This window comes from bacterium (genome assembly GCA_016702305.1).
In the GTDB taxonomy this organism is placed as follows: Bacteria; Electryoneota; RPQS01; order RPQS01; family RPQS01; genus JABWCQ01.
The window spans coordinates 250,169-268,828 of the sequence record JADJEH010000017.1; the positions used below are offsets into that span (position 1 = coordinate 250,169).

General features: G+C 59.5%; 16 protein-coding genes and 1 pseudogene. All 17 read left to right on the forward strand.

Annotated features, from left to right (window positions below):
• Positions 1-14 precede the first annotated feature (14 nt).
• The 17 genes and pseudogenes from IPH10_12210 to IPH10_12290 all read left to right on the forward strand — a co-directional run bounded on the left by IPH10_12210 (position 15) and on the right by IPH10_12290 (position 18,611).
• The gene (locus IPH10_12210; GenBank protein ID MBK6911671.1) at positions 15-392 is read left to right on the forward strand and encodes a response regulator; all 378 of its coding nucleotides are present in this window, start codon (positions 15-17) and stop codon (positions 390-392) included.
• Between the two features lie 23 nt (positions 393-415).
• Positions 416-1,264 carry a chemotaxis protein CheX gene (locus tag IPH10_12215; protein MBK6911672.1) on the forward strand — a complete coding sequence of 283 codons (849 nt, stop codon included), beginning with the start codon at positions 416-418 and terminating at the stop codon, positions 1,262-1,264.
• 117 nt (positions 1,265-1,381) lie between these two features.
• On the forward strand, positions 1,382-2,842 hold the full coding sequence (locus IPH10_12220; protein MBK6911673.1) for a polysaccharide biosynthesis protein: 1,461 nt from the start codon (positions 1,382-1,384) through the stop codon (positions 2,840-2,842).
• 169 nt (positions 2,843-3,011) lie between these two features.
• The gene (locus tag IPH10_12225; protein MBK6911674.1) at positions 3,012-3,245 is read left to right on the forward strand and encodes a hypothetical protein; all 234 of its coding nucleotides are present in this window, start codon (positions 3,012-3,014) and stop codon (positions 3,243-3,245) included.
• A gap of 1 nt (position 3,246) precedes the next feature.
• Positions 3,247-4,239, forward strand: a complete 993-nt coding sequence (locus IPH10_12230) for a Gfo/Idh/MocA family oxidoreductase (GenBank protein MBK6911675.1) — start codon at positions 3,247-3,249, stop codon at positions 4,237-4,239.
• A gap of 284 nt (positions 4,240-4,523) precedes the next feature.
• Positions 4,524-7,571 (forward strand): T9SS type A sorting domain-containing protein, encoded by a 3,048-nt coding sequence (locus tag IPH10_12235; protein ID MBK6911676.1) that lies wholly within the window; start codon positions 4,524-4,526, stop codon positions 7,569-7,571.
• Positions 7,572-7,661: 90 nt separating this feature from the next.
• The gene (locus IPH10_12240; GenBank protein MBK6911677.1) at positions 7,662-9,953 is read left to right on the forward strand and encodes a hypothetical protein; all 2,292 of its coding nucleotides are present in this window, start codon (positions 7,662-7,664) and stop codon (positions 9,951-9,953) included.
• Positions 9,916-10,701, forward strand: coding sequence for a T9SS type A sorting domain-containing protein (locus IPH10_12245; GenBank protein ID MBK6911678.1), 786 nt, complete (start codon positions 9,916-9,918; stop codon positions 10,699-10,701). The genes IPH10_12240 and IPH10_12245 overlap by 38 nt, the downstream gene beginning before the upstream one ends.
• A gap of 78 nt (positions 10,702-10,779) precedes the next feature.
• On the forward strand, positions 10,780-12,240 hold the full coding sequence (locus IPH10_12250; GenBank protein MBK6911679.1) for a hypothetical protein: 1,461 nt from the start codon (positions 10,780-10,782) through the stop codon (positions 12,238-12,240).
• A gap of 19 nt (positions 12,241-12,259) precedes the next feature.
• Positions 12,260-12,628, forward strand: a complete 369-nt coding sequence (locus IPH10_12255; protein ID MBK6911680.1) for a hypothetical protein — start codon at positions 12,260-12,262, stop codon at positions 12,626-12,628.
• Complete coding sequence (locus tag IPH10_12260) at positions 12,606-13,178, forward strand: hypothetical protein (protein ID MBK6911681.1); 573 nt, start codon at positions 12,606-12,608, stop codon at positions 13,176-13,178. Before IPH10_12255 ends, IPH10_12260 begins: the two co-directional genes overlap by 23 nt.
• Positions 13,163-13,792: a T9SS type A sorting domain-containing protein gene (locus IPH10_12265; protein MBK6911682.1), complete on the forward strand. Its 630-nt coding sequence runs from the start codon at positions 13,163-13,165 to the stop codon at positions 13,790-13,792. The genes IPH10_12260 and IPH10_12265 overlap by 16 nt, the downstream gene beginning before the upstream one ends.
• Positions 13,793-14,023: 231 nt before the next feature.
• Entirely contained in the window at positions 14,024-14,527 is a 504-nt protein-coding gene (locus IPH10_12270; protein ID MBK6911683.1) for a hypothetical protein, read from the forward strand.
• A complete protein-coding gene (locus tag IPH10_12275) occupies positions 14,448-15,158 on the forward strand; it encodes a hypothetical protein (GenBank protein ID MBK6911684.1) in 711 nt (236 codons plus the stop codon). The genes IPH10_12270 and IPH10_12275 overlap by 80 nt, the downstream gene beginning before the upstream one ends.
• A gap of 77 nt (positions 15,159-15,235) precedes the next feature.
• Positions 15,236-15,679 (forward strand): hypothetical protein, encoded by a 444-nt coding sequence (locus IPH10_12280; protein MBK6911685.1) that lies wholly within the window; start codon positions 15,236-15,238, stop codon positions 15,677-15,679.
• A gap of 26 nt (positions 15,680-15,705) precedes the next feature.
• Positions 15,706-16,281 carry a lysophospholipid acyltransferase family protein gene (locus IPH10_12285; protein MBK6911686.1) on the forward strand — a complete coding sequence of 192 codons (576 nt, stop codon included), beginning with the start codon at positions 15,706-15,708 and terminating at the stop codon, positions 16,279-16,281.
• Positions 16,281-18,611, forward strand: a pseudogene (locus IPH10_12290) (N-6 DNA methylase). The gene IPH10_12285 and the pseudogene IPH10_12290 overlap by 1 nt, the downstream one beginning before the upstream one ends.
• Positions 18,612-18,660: the final 49 nt, after the last annotated feature.

Here is an 18,660-nt window from a genome sequence, read left to right on the forward strand (position 1 = left end):
CAGTGAGGAGCGCAATGACCATACTCTCAGTTGATGATTCCACCACCATTCGCCGCATCGTCAAGCGCAGCTGCGAAGAGATGGGGCACACCGTTCTTGAAGCTGCGGAGGGTGCCGCCGCGCTGGCCGTTTTGGCGGAAAAGGCCAGCGAAGTTAGCCTGGTCATTCTCGACTGGAATATGCCGGGGATGACGGGGCTTGAAGTGCTCAAGGCCATTAAGTCGGACCCGAAGACCAAGAACATCGTGGTGATGATGCTGACCAGTGAAGCAGACATGAATTTTGTCAAAGAAGCCATCGCGGCCGGCGCCCAGAACTATTTGACCAAGCCGTTCGACCAAAAGATGCTCGCCCTGAAGATTCAGGAGAGCGCGGGGATGCTTCCCGCTTAATCCGAATCTAATAGAGGCAAATCATGAGTGCAGAAGTAGCTTTGATCGGTTTCCCCCGCTTGCAGGAGCAGATCGCGACGCGCCTGCTGGAGGAGCATGACGTGCACGTCGAGCGCGTGACCCATGACGAGGCGGGAGCGCGGCTGGCGATGTTTAATTTGGCGCTGTTCTTCTGGCCTGACACAGGCGAAGCGGCCATTCAGCGGCTGCAGAAGATGAAGGAAGAGCAGCCGGCCTGCCCGATTGTCATCGTGACCAGTCATATTGGTCAGCATTCGGCCCAAAAAGAGGTCGGGCAGAATGCGGAAGACATGATGTTGACGCCGCTGCAGCCGCACGATGTTTCGCAGAAGCTGGCCAAATACGCTGGCGTGGGCAAGACGCGCGAAGCCGTTGCGGTGGATGCGGACTACGTCAATCCGTTCATTTCGGGAACGCTCGATACGTTGAAGCAGATGGCCGGGATGACCTGCGAACGCAAAGGTCTGCGGCTGTCCTCAGATGCGACCGCGAGCGGGTACTACTCGGGGACGATCGGCCTGTCAGGTAACGCCGAAGGTTTCGTGTCGGTGACCTTCTCCAAGGAGCTGGCCACGCAGGTCGTGTGCAAGATGCTCTCGATGACTGAGGAGGAGATCACGGAGGAAGACATTCGCGACGGTGTCGGTGAACTCATGAATGTCGTTGCTGGTGCGGCCAAGGCCGAGCTAGTCAACACGAAGCATGCCTTCAGCCTGTCCATACCGCAGGTGTTCAGCGGCGGGCCGCACACAGTGGCGCAGCCGCGCGGAATTCCGGTGTTCATTATCGAGTTTCTGGCCGACGGAGCGGAGTTTGACGTTATGGTCTGTCTGCGGACAAAACACGCATAAGCATAGACGAGAGTGGCTTTGTCAAGGCCGGGTTTTGCCCGGCCTTGATTGCTCTTGCGGGTTGGGGTTGTTTTCGTTACCTTTGTGGATGCAATTGGCCGACCGAACCCGACTGTTGTGAGTCACAACTCCCGCGGCGGAAGCACCGCCATTTACGTGCTGGGCAGCGTGACCGAAGGCGTGCTCGTCATGGCCTTCACGATGGTGCTTGTGCGGCTGATCGCACCGGATGAATTCGGCGGCTGGCGGCAGTTCGCGGTGCTGTCGGGGATTGTGTGGAATGTGGCAACCTACGGGCTGTCACGGAGCCTCGGCTATTTTTACAGCACGGCACCAGCCAACGAGCAGGGGGCGATTGCGCGCCGGACGCTGCTGATCTGCCTTGGACTGGCCGCCATCTGCATGACCGCGTTTTATGCGGCCTTGCCGTTCGCGGCGGAGCGCTTTGACAGTCCAGCCCTGCGGGACGAGGCCGGACTATTCAGTCTGTTTCTGGGACTGAACTTTCCCATTCAGATCTTCATTACGCTGTTGCTGGCGGCCGGGCGACGGACCACGCTGGCGCTGGCTAAGCTGTGTTTCGCGCTGCTGAGGCTGGCCGCGCTGCTGGTGCTCGTGTGGTCGGATGCGACGCTGCATAACTTTCTGTTGGCTATGAACGGGTTCGCGCTGGTGCAGTTGGGGATCATGCTGGTGCTCTATCAGCGTACTGCCGGCCCCGTGCTGTCCCCGCTGTTCCAGAACGCCCGCGCACAAGGGAAATTCACAGCTGACTTGACGGGACAGAGTGCGGCGGGACAGTTCGCGGTGGAGACGGACAAGCTGCTCGTGTCGGCGGCCTATCCGCCGGCGAAATTCGCGGCCTACTCGGTGGGAGCGCGCGAGTTGCCGTTGGTGCCACTGATTCCGTTCAGCATCACGGAGTCCATTGCGCCGGATTTGAGCCGCATGGCCGTGGCACGGAAGCAGGATGAGTTTCGCGATCTATGGCACCGTTGGATGGGCCGAGCCGCGCTATTGATGTATCCGGTGTTTGCGCTGGTGTTGTTTCAGCATGAAGCGATCATCCGCGTTTTGTACACGGCGGAGTATCTGGATGGCGCGCTGCCGCTGTTGATTATTGGCTGTGTCATTCCGCAGCGCGTGACGTCGTTCTATCAGATTCTGCTGTGTTTGAACCGGTCGCGTGTGGTGTTGTGGGCATCGGTGGCGATGCTGTTTTCGAATATCGTGCTAAGCCTGCTGTTCATGCGGCTGTTCGGAATGTGGGGTCCGGCCTTAGCGGTGCTGACGTCCGAGTATGTCATCAACAGTTTTGCGCTGGGGCAGATCGCGCGCACGATGGCTCTGCCGATATCCCGCGTTATGCCGTGGAGCTATTTGCTGAAAGTTCTTGTGACGGCGGTCGGGGCGGGCGCGTTAGCGTTGCCGGTACTGGGGTTATTGCCGGAGGCTGCCGTGCTCTGGCGGCTGGTGGCGTACGGCGCGGTGATGATGGTGATCTACGGCGCGGCGGTGCTCACACTGGGATTGGTCACGCGTGAAGATATGAAGTTGTTGCGCGCGCGTTTGCCGTAATGCCGGACCGCTTGCCGCTACGCCTGACGCTTGGAGTGGGCGGTCACGCTGGCACTCGCTGGCGCTCAATGCGATTGACCGTGCCGGGCAGTTTTACTCTCTTGATTCCTCCGGTGAACAGGGGGAATGCGAAGGACATTATTTGAATCTCTATTTGAGGTGAGCTTTCGTGCAGATTCATTCGTTTGATCGCCTGCAAGCGACGCGACAGAACCGCAAGTGGCGCAACACCTGCGCCGTGGTGGCGGGTGTGACGGGGATCGTCGCCGCGGTGCTGGGGCTGGATCCTGTCGTCTCGAACGAACCGCTGCAAGCGGTACCGCTCCTCATCGCCAGTTTTATCTGTTTCTTGTGCGCGGGGTTGTCCGTGTACTTTCACATGAGGTTTATCAGTCGTGACTAATTTGAGAGTCGGTGTTGTCGGCGCGGGTTACCTCGGGACGATTCATGCGCGCTTGCTGGCGCAGAATAGCGACGTAACCTGGTCGCGGATCTATGATATGGATCAGAATAAGGCGCAGTCGGTGGCCGAACAGTTCGGAGGTTTGGCGGCGCACAGCCTGGAGCAGGTGATTACGGAGAGCGACGCGCTGCTCGTTGTATCGGCGACGTCGTCGCACTATGCTGTGGCCAAACAGGCGCTGGAAGCGGGTAAGCACGTGTTTTTGGAAAAGCCGATCACCACGACGGTAGCGGAGGGCAGCGAGATCGTCGCACTGGCGCGGGCCAAGCATTTGAAGCTGCAAGTGGGCCATGTCGAGCGCTTCAGCCGCGCCTTTCGCGCGCTGGGCACGGAGTACCCGCATCCCAAGTTCATCGAAGCGCATCGGCTGGCACAATTCAAACCGCGGGGAACCGACGTGGCCGTGGTGCTTGATCTGATGATTCACGACCTGGACATGATCCTGAAGCTCATGGGCGAATTCCCGACTCACGTCGAAGCGTCCGGCGTGGCAGTCATCAGTGAAGCGGCAGATATTGCCAATGCGCGGCTGACGTTTCCATCGGGCGGCGTGGCGAATGTCACGGCCTCGCGGATCAGCGCCAATCCGATGCGCAAGCTGCGGATGTTCTCCGAGGACAGCTATATTTCGCTTGATTTTGCCAAAGGCGACGTGCAGCAATTCAGACTCGCGCATGCCGACGAAGTGAGCGAGCCGGGTACGTTGATGCTTGGGGAGATTGACAAGGGCGCGGTGAAACGCAAGATCCTGATGGGTGCGCCCACGGCCCCGGAAGGCAATGCGATTGACATGGAGCAGCGCACGTTCTTCGAAGCAATTCGCACCAACGGCGAACCGCTCGTGACGGGCGAAGACGGCCTGAATGCGCTGCGTGTCGCGGTGCAGATTCTCGAAAAAATGGGCACTTCGGAGATCGCGACGGGCAGAGAGTAGTTGCAGACCCACGATCTCGTCTCCCTTTGACCATGAGCGGAGGGTTAGGGCGGGGTCAATGCGGGGCCGAAGGCCCGACCCAAGGATGCAATTGTTAGCTCTCCCTCCTGCCCTCCCGCAGAATCGGGGGGCGCGGAGGCGGGTTATTTGTGATTGCACCTATTTTTGCGGGGAAAGTTGAGAGAGTTGGCGCGCGTGGCTTGACAAAGCGGGGGTTTGGCCCTTTCTTAAGGGGTGATCACCTTAAGCGTTGCTTCTCTGCCTTTCACCTGAGGAGGTGGGTCATGATGCGGATGCTGTGTTGGGCGACTTTGGTGCTGGTGACGGCGCTGTGGGCGGACCCCCGGCAGTGGGCGGACGGCGGGGTGCCGCTGATGCAGGCCGAGACAATCCTCGAGGTCAGTTCGGCGACGAACGCCGAGGGTTACACGCTGTGCGTGTGGGCAGGATCGTTAGGACAGCAAAGTGTGGTCATCGGACAGATGATTGCACCGACAGGCGAAAGATTATGGGACGTTAACGGCCGGATGCTGGCGCAGGGTAACTTGCGTGCGGGCAGTCCGGCTGTTGTGTCTCTGGACGGTGGCTGGGCGGTGGGTTGGCTCGATGCCTTCCTGATGGAGCCGCTGGATCACGGTGAACGGCAGGCGACCGCCGCGATTCGCGTGACCAAACTTGATGCCGCCGGGGAACCCCTATGGCCCAGCGGGCGGGCGGGGGTCGAAGTGTATGCGCAACGCGACTGGTGGACCTACCGCCCCTTCAAGTTGATTCCGAGCGCAGGCGGCGTCTTCGTGACCGTGGGCGATACCTGGGAAACGGCCGGCATGTCGGCGCGGCGCGTGGATGAAACCGGAGTGGCGTGGGCCGACTCGGCGGAAGTGACCGGCAGTCTGTTAGGCTGTTACTACGATGTCGTGCCGGACGGACAGGGTGGATTGCTGGTGGCGTGGATTCGCGCGTATTATGGCGACTCGATCGTGTATGCCAATCGCCTGTTACCGGACGGCCAGTTGCTGTGGTCGGATGCAGGCTGGCGCTCCATGATCGTGCGGCCCGGTGAACATGCACCGGTACGTATTACGGCGGACGGCACAGGCGGTATGTTTGTTCTGGATGATCTTTATCAAGGTTTCAGCGGCAGTGACGTACGGGCTTTTAGGTTTGACGCGCTCGGTGAACCGCTGTGGGATGCGAACGGCGTTGTGGCCTGCGTGGATGGCAACGCGTGGAGCGGAAATTCCTGCGTCACGTCTGTGAGCGGCGGCATGCCCGATGGAGTCCTGATTTTACTCGGCGGAGACCAGAAACGCGTGCAAAAAATCGGGCTCGACGGCAGCCGGCTGTGGGGTGACTGCGGCGTGACGGTGTGCAACCAGCCGCCGGCGACGCTCAACTACCTCAACGTGGCCACGGATGATGCGGGCGGTGCGATCGTGACGGGCGGAATCGAAGTCTACCAAAACGACGTCTATCAGTATCACGAGCTGCGCATGACACGATTGGGCAGCAATGGCGCGGCGGTGTGGGGAGAAGCCTGCGTACAGGTTGCCCATGCGGTGGTGGACCAGTATTCCGGCAAGGCACCGTACCTGCAGACCGGTAATAACAAGGCGCGGCTGCTGTGGCATGAAGCAGACGATCTCCTGACCTTTCGCGCGCAAACGGTTGACATGTGGAACGGCCAGCTTGAGCAGGCGGAACCGCTGACCGTTAAAGCCTCGGCCCTGCGCACGGTCATCGGCTGGAACAGCGAAATACAATCCGTGCGGCTGCAAGATAATCGCATCGCCCATGTGTGGGGCGAACAGTGGGTCGGTGAGCCTACAGCACGGTTCCAGATTGTTGATTTGACGGGACAGCCGCTGCTCGCGACGGGCGGCGTGCCGCTGGCGATGACGGCGCGCGATGAACCCATGCCGATCCGCTCATTCACAACGTGTGAGGACGGCAGCGGCGGCTTTTTTGCATTCTTCGTGCGCGAGACCGACGCCGGTGCGCTCGTGCGGTGTGTACACTATACCGGCGCGGGCGAATTGCTCACCGATGCGCAGGGTGAGCTGGTGCTCTACGGCAGTTCCCTTGGCAGCGGGTTAATCGTCAGCCTGCCGGACGGCGACGGCGGTGCGTTTGTCGGAGCGGCGCTGCGAGATGCAAGCGAGCTGGTTGTGACACAGCTCATGCGCGTGAACGCGAGCGGCGAAGCGCTGTGGGAAGATCCGGCAGTAGTATATCCCTTGCTTGACGCTATCGGGCCGTTAGCGCTCGTGCCCGGCTCCGACGGTGCGTGCGTGCTGGTGCTGGGCGAAGCCATAAGCTATCCGCAAAACCGGATCACCTGCCAGAGCATCAGTCGCGACGGAGTTTTGGCATGGAATACCGCCGTAACGGATTCGGCGCTCTACGTCGGCGAGCGATCGGCGGTGTGCAGTGATGCCGCGGGCGGGGTGTATGCATGCTGGACGCAATCGCCGGAGGGATCGCGAGTGCAGCGTGTCGGCGCGGAGGGCGAGCTGCTGTGGGGGGAAAACGCCCTGCCGATTGCGGGCGGCGTGTGGTATGATGGGGGTATGGCCTGCGCGGCGGATGCGCTGGGTAATCTGACCGTCGCTGCGGTGCAGGAGTATTGGACCAACTCGGACTTAGTTGCCCAACGCTTCTCGCCCGAAGGGTGGCTCATGTGGGCGGACGGCGGTATGGTGATCTGCGATGCCGAAGGGTACCAGTTAAAGCCGCAGATCGCCGTGGTCAGCGATAACGAACTTTACATCGCGTGGCAGAATCAGGCCTATGAGTCGTATTGGGGCGCTGAGGCCGAAGTGGCTGTAACGCATCTCAATGCCAGCGGAGACATCACGGCGGATAGCTGGTGGCAGCTGGGCGGCACATCGCTTGTAGCCTCGGCGTACCCGAATATCGGCGCGAAGCTGACGGCGGATGCGCAAGGCGGCGCCGTTGTGACGTGGCTCGATCAGCGCACGGGATTTGAATATGACCATTGGTCGCTCTATTCACAGCGGCTGCTCGATCCGTTATTCACCGACGCCAAGCCCGTGCCGACTCTGCCGACGGAGTTTGCGCTGTTGCAGAACTATCCGAATCCGTTTAATCCGGAGACGGTGATCGAGTTTGCTCTGCCGCATGCGGCCAGGACATCGCTGAAAGTCTATGACGTGCTCGGCCGCGAGGTGGCGACGCTCATTGATGCACCGATGAATGCGGGTGTGCAGCGCGTGAAATTCAATGCCGGTGCGCTGGCATCCGGCGTCTATTTCTATCGGATCGAGGCCGGGAAATTTCAGTCCGCGCGCAAGATGGTGGTGATGAAGTAGCGCTGGTCCCGGCCGAGAGTGTTCGTCTTAATTTGGCTCGGTTAGCTTTTTGCTCTTAGAAGTTACGGTTTCTTTGCTACGGAGGTTATCATGATTCGCTTACTTTGTTTGACAGCATTGGTACTGGCCGGAAGTCTATTCGCGGACCCGCGGCAATGGGACGCGGAAGGGTTGTTTGTTTACGGACCGCGGGAGATTGTTGATTTCGCGCGGGCGACGCGCGACGACGGCACGACCCTCGTGGTGTGGTCGCAGTCGCTCGGCGATGAACAGGTGGTATTGGGGCAATTACTCGCGGCGGACGGAGCAGCGCTGTGGCCCGCAGGCGGTCTGCTGTTGGCCCAAGGAGATCATAAAGCCTCGTACCCCGATGTTACCGCCGTCGAGGGCGGCTGGGTGATTGTGTGGGGCGACATGCAGATCATCGCCGGTTACGGACCCAATGCCGGCTGGGACGGATATGGATCGCTGCGCGCCATCAAAATTGATGACAGCGGCACGCCGCTGTGGACCGGTGGCCGCGCCGGACATGAGCTCACGACAGACACGCCCGCCTGGGGAATGCGCTCGCAATTCGTGCTGCCCAGCGGGGATGGCGCGATTGTCTTGTGGTATAATACCAACCGCTCGGCGCTACGGCTGACCGCGACCGGCGAGCCCGCGTGGCCCGAGCCCCTTGAGATCGCCTCCCGGCTGCACGAAGACCGCAGTGATTTTGCGAGCGATGGCAACGGCGGCGTGCTGCTGCTGCGCCGACAGGGCAACGAGCCGCAGCGAATCTTGTATGTCAACAAGCTGCTGGCGGACGGCACGTACGCGTGGCATGACTCGGTCGGCGTCGAAATCCGGCGCGGATCGTTTAGCTATCGCGACGTTCTGGTATGCAATGATGGCAACGGCGGCGCGTACGTGGTATGGGGCGAGCGCGATGGAACACCGCCGCGAGCGCAGCACGTCAATGCCGCCGGAGGATTGCTGTGGGCCGCGGATGGCGCCGCAGTGACTAACGCCGAATATATGACGGAGGTCACGGGCATCGCGCGCTCGTTTAACGCCGGCGTGGACGACGGACTGCTTGTTTCCATGACTGATGACGATGCCGCAGGGTGGAACCGGGCGGCGGTGCAAAAGCTCACGCTCGATGGAGCGCCCGTCTGGGGCGACACGGGAGCGGAACTGTGCGCGGAAGACATGTTTGAGGCCGGATACAGCAACGTGGTGACATCGTCCGATGGCAGCGGCGGCGCGGTGGCCGGCTACACGGTCTGGGACTACGCCGGCTCCTCGCAATCCGCCTACCACGTCGAACGCGTGGCGGCTGACGACAGCCGACCGTGGGGCGCCCCATGCGGTCTCCTGCTCGGCGACTCGTCCCTCGTTTGGCCCGTTGCCTTTGCACCTACAGTGCGCAACAACGTGGTCGAAGTGATTTGGCTCGACCGCTTGCTGGACACGACGCGGGTTCAACAGCAACGGATCGAGATCGGCAGCGGAACACCGGAATATCAAGTGCCGCGCGAATTGAATGAGGGTATTCACCGCTATGCTACGCGGGTCAAGGTGATCGCGCTGGGGGGCGGTGCAACCGCTACGGTGTGGGAATTGAGCGGCTACTCCACGCGGCAACTGTGGTACCAGATGCATGATGCGTTTGGGACGCCGAGGTTCGCCGAGGGCGGACGGATTCTGCTCGATCGGGGTACGGGTGGAGCTGTATATGATGATCTGTGCGCCGTGGATGCGGACGGCCAGGGCGGATTCTTTGTCGCACTTTGGGAAGAAGTGCAGGACCAGCCGCTGCGTATTCTGCATCGTGACCGAAACGGCGAGCCTGTCGGTGAACCGACCGGAGAAGTGCTCGTGTATCCCAATACCTACGGCGTGGATCGCTACACCGTTCATCTCATGGCCGACGGCGCAGGCGGCGTTTACGTGACGATGGGCGTTTTCGACCAGGACTTCATCGTGAAGACCTACCTGGAGCGGCTGGACGGCGAATGCCGGCGACTCTGGGCGGATCCCGTCATCCGCGGCAACAATGCCGATCATTACCCGCAGATACTTGGCCCGGCGGCCAATCACTCGGTGATCGTCGCGTCGTTGCGCTATACGTACACGAATTCGACGCTCTCCGTCATGCGTGTGCGGCAGGACGGCACGGTTGCGTGGGATGTGGATGTGGCGTCTAATGTGCGCGTGCAGTCCAGCCGCGTCAGCGGGTGCTCGGATCATCAGGGCGGCGCGGTGCTGGCGTGGGTGGAAACGCCGGTGGGCGGAACCGCACGGTGCGTCGCTCAGCGCGTGGGCCCCGGAGGGTGTGCGACTGTGGGGCCAGGGACTTGTTTTGGCCGACTCCAGTTCGTTGTTCGGTGTTTCCTGTGACGTGGATATGGCCGGAAACGCGACGATCGCCTGGGAGCAGTACCGAGAAAGCAGCATGGACATCGCAGCACAGCGAGTCAATGCGGCGGGCGTCGCCCTGTGGCCGGACGGCGGATTGCCGGTCGCAGAGCTGCCCTTTGATCAGGACTCACCACAAGTCGTGGCCCTGAGCGATAATGAAGTGTATGTGCTGTGGCGGGACAATCGCAACTCGTCGCAGTACTACTGGTTCAGCGACCTGTACGGGACCCATCTAAACGCGCGCGGCGAAGTGGACGGAGATTCGTATTGGCTGCCCGGCGGGAGCATTGTGTGCAGCGCCGAGCACACGCAGAACGACTTTTCGGCTGTGAACGATGGAGCCGGAGGCTTGACTGTCGCGTGGCTCGATCAGCGCGGTTCGTTTGCATGGGATCACGGCATCTACGCACAGCGGCTGTATGATCCGATCTTCACCGAGGCCGCGGAATCGCCGACCCTGCCCGCTGTGTTCAATCTGGCGCAGAACTACCCGAATCCCTTCAATCCCGAAACAGTCATAGAATTCGCGCTGCCGAAGGCCGCGAATACACTTTTGAAAGTCTATGATCTGCTGGGCCGCGAGGTCGCAACCTTGGCCGATGCGCCGCTCGAAGCTGGTGTGCATCGCGTCGCGTTCAACGGCAAAACGCTCGCGTCCGGCGTCTATTTCTATCGCATCGAAGCCGGTGACTTCCGCTCCGTCCGCAAGATGGTCCTGATGAAGTAATCGCTCGCACGTTGGATCGCACTCCCCCCAGCTCGCTTGCAGAGCTGGGGGGATTCCACTATTATACTGAGGTGAGTCATGCTGTGGATTCTTGCCGTGCTGACATTGGCTCTCGTGGGCAACCTAACCGCCGAGCCGCGCACGTGGGACCTCGACGGAGTCGCCGTTCGTGAAGCGACCTCGCTGCAGAATTCGGGTGGGACCGCAACCGCCGATGACGGATCGCTGTTTACCGTCTGGGCACGCGGTGATCGAGAGTATGCCGCACTATACGGCCAGAAATTGTCACCGGATGGCACAAGATTGTGGGAGTTGAACGGCCGACTGCTCGCTCGCGGCGGCACAATGGGCGTTGACTATCCGAAAATTGTCTTCACCGGCGACGGATTTCTGGCCGTCTGGATGAAACTCGACATGAACAACCTCTCTGAGGAGGTTGTTCTGCTGGGCGATATCCGGGCGATGAAATACAGTCTGGACGGTACCCCGCTCTGGAATGATCCCGAACAGGATGGCGTCCTGCTCTATGATCCCGGTGATGAGAGCATGCGCGAAGAACTGGCGATTTGCGACGACGGCGCGGGCGGAGCGTTCGTGCATTGGCGACTGTATGATCAATGGTTCCTGCAGCGGATTTCGCAATCCGGCGAAGTCTTGTGGAATCCCCCTGCGGAGCTGCCAAGTTCGTCGTATTGGGCGCTCTATGGTCTGGCCGCGGACGGTTCGGGCCATGCGTTTGCCAGCTGGTATAATAATGTCGGCTACTATCTGCAAAAGTATGACGGCGCGGGCAATGCTGTCTGGGAACTGCCGACGCTGATCGTTGCCGAAGCGAATTTCGATCGGCTGCTGGGGTCTGTTACCGCCGATGGCGTCGGCGGCGCGATGGTTTGTTGGTATGACTTTCGAGACTATCCTCAAGACGCGATTTACGGTCAAAGAATAGATAGCAACGGCCAACCCGTGTGGAACAGTGCTGGCCTTCCGTTGACTGTCGGGTCAGATGTGCGTAATGCTGTCGTCGCACAAAGCCGCTCGGCCAATGCCGTTGACGGCCTGCTCCTTGCGTGGCGTGCGAGGCCCGCCACTCTATGGGACCGCGTCCATGCGCAGAAAGTCACGCTGGGTGGAGAAGTGCTCTGGAGCGGCGACGAGCTTTGTCCGCCTGATGATCCCGACACAGACCAATCTTCGGCGCGCATTGCCAGCGATCTGCAAGGCGGATCCGTGGTTGGCTGGTTCGATAACGCCTTTTCCCCTAACGCGACCGTGCGCCTGACGCGAGTCAATGCACAGGGCGATCGTCCCTGGAACGGTTGTGCTGTGACTTTGGTCGGTCCTGGCGGAATATCATCGCTCTATGGAATGTTCGTGGGCGTGGGCGGCAACGACAACGTCCACGCGCTCTGGTCGGTGCGCGGGCGGGACGACGGGATCATGTGGGCAGCCGCGCGCGATTTCGACACGGGACAGGCCGAGGCCGAGCCACAGCGACTCGATGACCAGAATGTCGGCACCACCAGCAATCCCGCGCATTAAATCTTGCACCGGGCGAACGGTGACCGTCTGGGAAGATTCGCGCGACTACAGCCTTGGCCGCAACGCATATTTCAAAATGCTGGACGAAAATGGTAACTCCAGCAACCCGCCCTACGGCGAGGAGCTGGTTGATCTGGACGGCGGTCGTGATGTTGATCTGTGGGGTGCGCCGCTCTGCTCAGATGGCGCGGGCGGCTTTTTCTGTGCCTTTCGAGTCGTCAGCACTGCTGGAGTATACGAGGTGCGCATTACCCGCCGCGCGGCTAATGGCACAAGAGTCGGCCCGAGCAATGGAACGATCGTAGACGAGCCGTTTGTAGACCAAATGGCCCTATTGCGCGCCGGATGGTGCCGGAGGTGCGTTCGTGGCCTGGGGCGGATTCGATGAGAACTTCATGTTAGATACGTGGCTGCAGCGCGTGAACGACCAGTGCGTTCCGATCTGGCCCGAAGCGGTTCGCTTTTCGCAGGACTTGAACAGCGACGACGAGATGATCGGCATCGTACCCGCCGAGAACGGCTCTTGTATCGCGCTCTACAGGACCGGCAATTGGCCGGACTATCAAGTCCGAGCGGTCAGAGCGACTGCTGCAGGAAACCTCCTTTGGGATGTTGCGGTTGGACCGGTCGGTCTCTATTACAACGAAACGGTTATTCCGGATGGCGTCGGCGGCGCAGTGTTTGGCATGCGCACCGAAGATGAGACCGACTTCAGCAAAGTGCGTGTCCAGCGTTTGAATGCCGACGGTGAATTGGCGTGGCCGCTTGATGGCCTCCACGTTGATTCTACTTCGATCCATCAAATCTATCCGGACCTCGCTATTGACGAGCACCAGAACGTCTTCATCGCCTATACTACATGGACAACGACCGGCGAAGCAATGCGAGTGCAAAAGGTAACGCCGGACGGAGTTGGCGTGGGGTGCGCGCGGGGCTGACCTTGGCTGAATCAGAATATGGAGTTTATGATCCGAGCATTGCCGCTGTCAATTCCCAGAACATCTATGTTGCGTGGGCCGAGCCTGAGAACGGCATTTCGCGGCTCAAGCTGGTTCATCTCGATGCCGATGCCGAGTTGGCACCCGACCCCTACTGGACCGATCTTTCGGGTGCGGATGTCTGCGGCCTGCCGGGAATTCAAATGGAACCGCGTTTGATGCCGGATGGTCTGGGCGGTGTGGTCGCGTCGTGGACCGAGCATCTGTGGACCTCGATGGAGTTCAGCATTGCCGCGCAACGCTTCTTCGATCCGATTCCCGTCAGCGCCGAAGAATCACTTCCTGTCCCCAGCGAGTTTGCCCTCGCGCAAAATTACCCGAATCCGTTTAATCCGGAAACGGTGATTGAATTCTCGTTGCCGAGCCCTGCCGAGGCCAAGCTCATCGTGTACGACATTACCGGACGGGAGGTCGCGACGCTGGTGCGCGGACCACTCGCGGCGGGCGCGCATCAGACGCGCTTTGATGCTGCGGCGTTTGCATCCGGCGTTTACTTTTATCGGCTCACGGCCGGCGAGTTTGTCCAGACGCGGAAGATGGTGCTGGTCAAGTAGCCGTCGGATTTCCGAGACCGCCATCTCCTCCCGGCGCGGCGAGGTTCTTCAACGCGCCGGAGGCTTACCAGGCTGCCTCACGTCGCACCCCCGGGAGGACTATGGGACAGCGGCGGTGGAGGCGTTTGCCTTTGGAGGCGGAATCAGGTAACTTGCCAGCCGGAATGATGATTAACTGGTTATCCTGATTTGACGCAGCCCCCTCTCTCCCCCCCGACTCGCGGCAGGGAAATGTACGTCTTCATCTCAGCGGGCGAAGCCTCCGGGGACTGGCACGGCTCGCATGTTGTGCAAGCCCTTAAAGAACAACGACCTAACTTAAGGTTCTTTGGCCTCGGCGGGGATCGAATGGCGGCGCAAGGGGTCGAGTTGCTGTTCCATGCGAAGCGGCTGGCCTTCATGGGCTTCGCCGAAGTCGTGCGGCACCTGCCCTATGTCATGCACGTGCGGCGGACGGTTCTGCACGAAATCCTCGAGCGCAAACCGGAGTTGATTATCCTGATTGACTATCCGGGACTACACTTTAGCCTCCTCAGATACTTGAAATCGCGGCAAACTGTTTACAAGCCGAGAATCTTGTATTATATTGCACCTCAAGTATGGGCGTGGAAGGCCGCTCGGGGTCCGAATTGGCTCGGCTGGCCGACCGATTGCGGTGATTTTTCCGTTCGAAGAGAAGATTTTTCAAGATTTTGGCGGAAACGCCCGGTTCGTGGGCCATCCGTTGCTCGATGAAGCGGGAGAAATTCCGCCAAGAGGCGAGTTTTTCAGGAGATTAGGCCTCGAACCTGATGCCCGGGTCTTGGGCCTTCTGCCCGGCTCACGGAAACAGGAGTTGCGGCGGCACCTGCCCATTGTGGTGGAAACGGTGCGCGTCTTGCGTAAGGTGATTCCGGATTTGCAGGTGGTGCTGGCCGAGTCGCCGACGATTGCACCCGAGTTCTATGACCGCTATCTTGCCAGTGCGCCGCCCATCATACGAGCGCGCGGCGTTTCGCATGAGATTCTGGCGCATGCCAATGCGTGTCTGGTGAAATCCGGATCGTCCACTGTTGAAGCGGCCTACTTCGGTAATCCGTATGTGGTGTTCTATCAAACTTCGGCGCTGAGCTATGCTATCGGCAAGCGGATCGTGAAGGTTCCGCATATTGCGATGGCGAATTTGTTAGCCGGAGAAGAAGTTGTGCCGGAATTTGTGCAGCACGACGCGACGCCGGATAAGCTGGCCGGGGCGCTGTTGCCGCTGTTGACGGTGCCGGATGCAATCCGCAACGCGCGCGAAACTGGCGAAGGTACGCACCCAGTTGGGCGAGCCGGGCGCGGGACGGCGCGTCGCCGAGATGGCGCTGGAGCTTCTGCAAACTAAGTAATGTAACCCGGCACTCGCGGAGTGCCCTTGTCGGATAACAGGATGGGTCCCAATTAACCATCTGGGGAGTCATGATGAGCGCGCTACGATTTGCTTCCATTCTGGGAATTCTGTTATGCAGTTCGGTGCTGTTTGCCTTTGAACAGATGCCGGACGATCCTGCCAATACCATGGCGCCCAAGCATGTCAAGATGTTGCAACTCTGTTCGCCGACGGCTGACGCCGGGGCGGGTTGCAATCCGGCCGACCGCGTGTCGAAGTCGGCGTCGTATGCCATGCGCAACGGCGTGAACGCGACGGTGGCCACGGTCCGCTTCGGTGTGAGCGAGCTGTCGCAAACTCCGCGGATGGTGCGTGAATCCATTTCGGCCACGGGCGCGACGATCCGCGGCGCATCGGAAGTGTCCGTGCAGACCACCGATTCGTTGTTCACCGTCCTCTACACCCTGACGACGACTTTCCTACGCATCGTATTCTCTTCTATCTCGGCACTCGCTTCGGCCATCTGGCCCTTCTGATTCTCGGAGCAACTTGGCGGCTGCGTGTGACGGGCTTCGACGAGGTCGAGGCGCGCCTGCGCGGCGGTGTGCCGCAGGTGATGTTCACGTGGCACGGCCGACTGCTTGGTTCGACCTATCATTGCCGCAACCGCAACGTAGTGGCGATGATTTCGCAGCACAAAGACGGCGAACTGGTGTCGCGCGTCGTCGAGAAAATTGGTTATGACACGGTGCGCGGCAGTTCGACGCGCGGCGGCTCGGGCGCGGCGCTGGGGATGATTGACAAGGTACGCGCGGGGCAGACGGCGGCCATGATTGCCGACGGGCCGCGCGGACCAATCTATAAGATGAAACCGGGCGCCGCATATATTGCGCTGGCATGTGAAGCGGCGGCGGTGCCCGTGATATTCGCCGCGTCACGTTCCTGGGTATTTCGCTCGTGGGACCGGTTTACAGTTCCAAAACCGTTCGCACGGGTTTTTTTGTTTTATGGCGAAGCCATTCCATTCCCCGGAAAGGACGCCGACCTGCGCGCCTTCACGCACTCTGGAAGATGCCTTAGAAGCGCTGAGAGCCAAAGCGGAACTTGTGGCAACAACTTACTAACTGATATTTCTTAATGCCGCTGTCGTGGAACGAGATTCGTAGTCGCGCAATCGAGTTTTCCAAGGAATGGGAGAACGAGTCCTCAGAAGATGCGGAAGCGAAACCTTCTGGGACTCGTTTTGCGTATTTGAGTAACACGCCGCCGCATCGCGTCGTTTGAAGTTCCGGTAAGTACGGACGGCAAGGGCGGTTTTGTTGACTTGCTAGGAAAGGGGAGTTGCTGGTTGAGCACAAGTCGCGCGGCAAAGACCTTGACAAAGCGTTCAAACAAGCCACGGACTACTTTCCGGGAATTAAGGAACGGGACCTACCGCGCTATGTTTTGGTTTCGGATTCGCGCGGTTTCGACCTATGACCTTTGACGAGGACAGGCAGTTTGAGTTCACGCTGCGGGATTTCAGCAAGAACATCCGACTGTTCGGATTTATTGCGGGATATCAGACGCAGACCATCAGTGCCCAAGACCCCGTCAACATTGAAGCGGCGGAACGGTGGCAAGCTGCACGACCTTCTGAAGGAGCGGGCTACGAAGGCCACAAATTAGAAGTCTTGCTTGTGCGGCTGCTCTTCTGCCTTTTCGCGGAAGACAACACGATCTTTGAAAAACAGCAATTTCGAGAATTGCTGGATAAGCGAACAAGTGAAGATGGCCCGATTTGGGCATGTGGTTGAGCAGCCTCTTCCAAGTTCAATCACAACAGAAGAACGTCAGACGAGCCTTGATGAGCACTCGCGGGTTTCCGTATATTAACGGAGGCTTTTTGCTGAACAGCTTGCGGTGGCCTCGTTCAACCGCGCCAGCGAGAGACGCTGCTTGAGTGCACCGCGCTTGATTGGTCACGGGTGTCGCCCGCGATTTTCGGGGCGCTCTTTCAGTCCATCAAGGACAAGGTTGCGCGGCGGAATTTGGGGGAGCATTACACGAGCGAACAGAACATTCTGAAAGCGCTCAATCCGCTTTTTCTGGATGAACTCAGGCGCGAATTGGAACGCGCCAAGCACAACAAGACGCGCTTGCGGGAGTTCCAGAAGAAACTGGCGGCGCTCAAGATTTTGGATCCAGCATGCGGTTGCGGAAACTTCTTGGTCATTGCATACCGCGAACTGCGATTGCTCGAACTTGAGGCATTACACAGGCTAAACACCCGGATCGAGACCTTGCCGTTGCAGGTTGAACTGATGTCCGTGGATGTGGATCAGATGTACGGGATTGAGATTGAGGATTTCCCCGCACAAATCGCTCAGGTCGCGCTGTGGATGACCGACCACCAGATGAACATGGCGTCAGCTGTTTGCCCTGGGTGCGTTTGCCGCCAAGAAGTCGCCCAACATTCTGCGCGATAACGCTGACATATGATGGAAGCTCGTCGCGCCGCAGGTGCTAAGCTATATCGTTGGCAATCCGCCGTTTATAGGCCATCACCTTCAGACGGAAGAGCAGAAGCGCGAGATGCTTGCCTCGTACGGGCCGGATGCGTCATCTGCGGGCGTCATGGATTATGTAGGGGACCCGCAAAGCAGCAGATTATACGCGCACCAAAATCAAAGTCGCATACGTCTCCACGAATTCGATCACGCAGGGCGAGCAAGTTGAATACTGTGGCGAGCGCTGTTCGACGCCGCACCTGCATATTATCTTCGCACACAAGACATTCAGGAGCACGAGGCTAAGGGCAAAGCTGCCGTATTTGCGTGACCGGAAGAGTTGAGCAAGCTCCCCCTGGTGAAAGCGCGAGTGAAAGCAGTGGACGCTTTTAGAAAGTCAAGTAAAGCGAAAACCACGCGCGAGTACTCCTTCCCAATGCTGTTCCGCCAGGTTACGCAGCCAAAGTCTGACTATGTTGTGATTCCTGCGCATACTTCGGAGACAAGGGCGTATATACCCTTTGGACTTTTGAGCCGAAGCCAAATTGTTGGCAATAGTTGCTTCTCGCTCCCGAACGCCAAACTCTTTCACTTTGGCGTCTTGATGTCCTCCATGCACATGGCTTGGGTGCGGTACACCTGCGGAAGATTGGAGAGCCGTTATCGCTATTCCAAGGATATCGTTTATAACAATTTCCCGTGGCCGCAACCAACTGACGCACAAAAGAAGGCCATTGAGAGTGCCGCACAAGGCGTGCTTGACGCGCGGGCCAATCATCCAAAGTCCACACTAGCTGATTTGTACGACCCAGTGGCCATGCCGCCGGACCTTCGCAAGGCGCATCAGAAGCTCGACAAGACCGTGGCACTTGCCTATCGGAAGTTGCCCTTCGCAACCGAGGCTGAGCAAGTAGCCTATTTATTTGACCTGTACTGCAGATTACCGCCCTTGGAAGTTGCGGAGCGAAAGCGGCAATAGACCTGCCTTCGGACCCCCCTTCTGCCTTCCCTCCTGCCCCCATATTTGA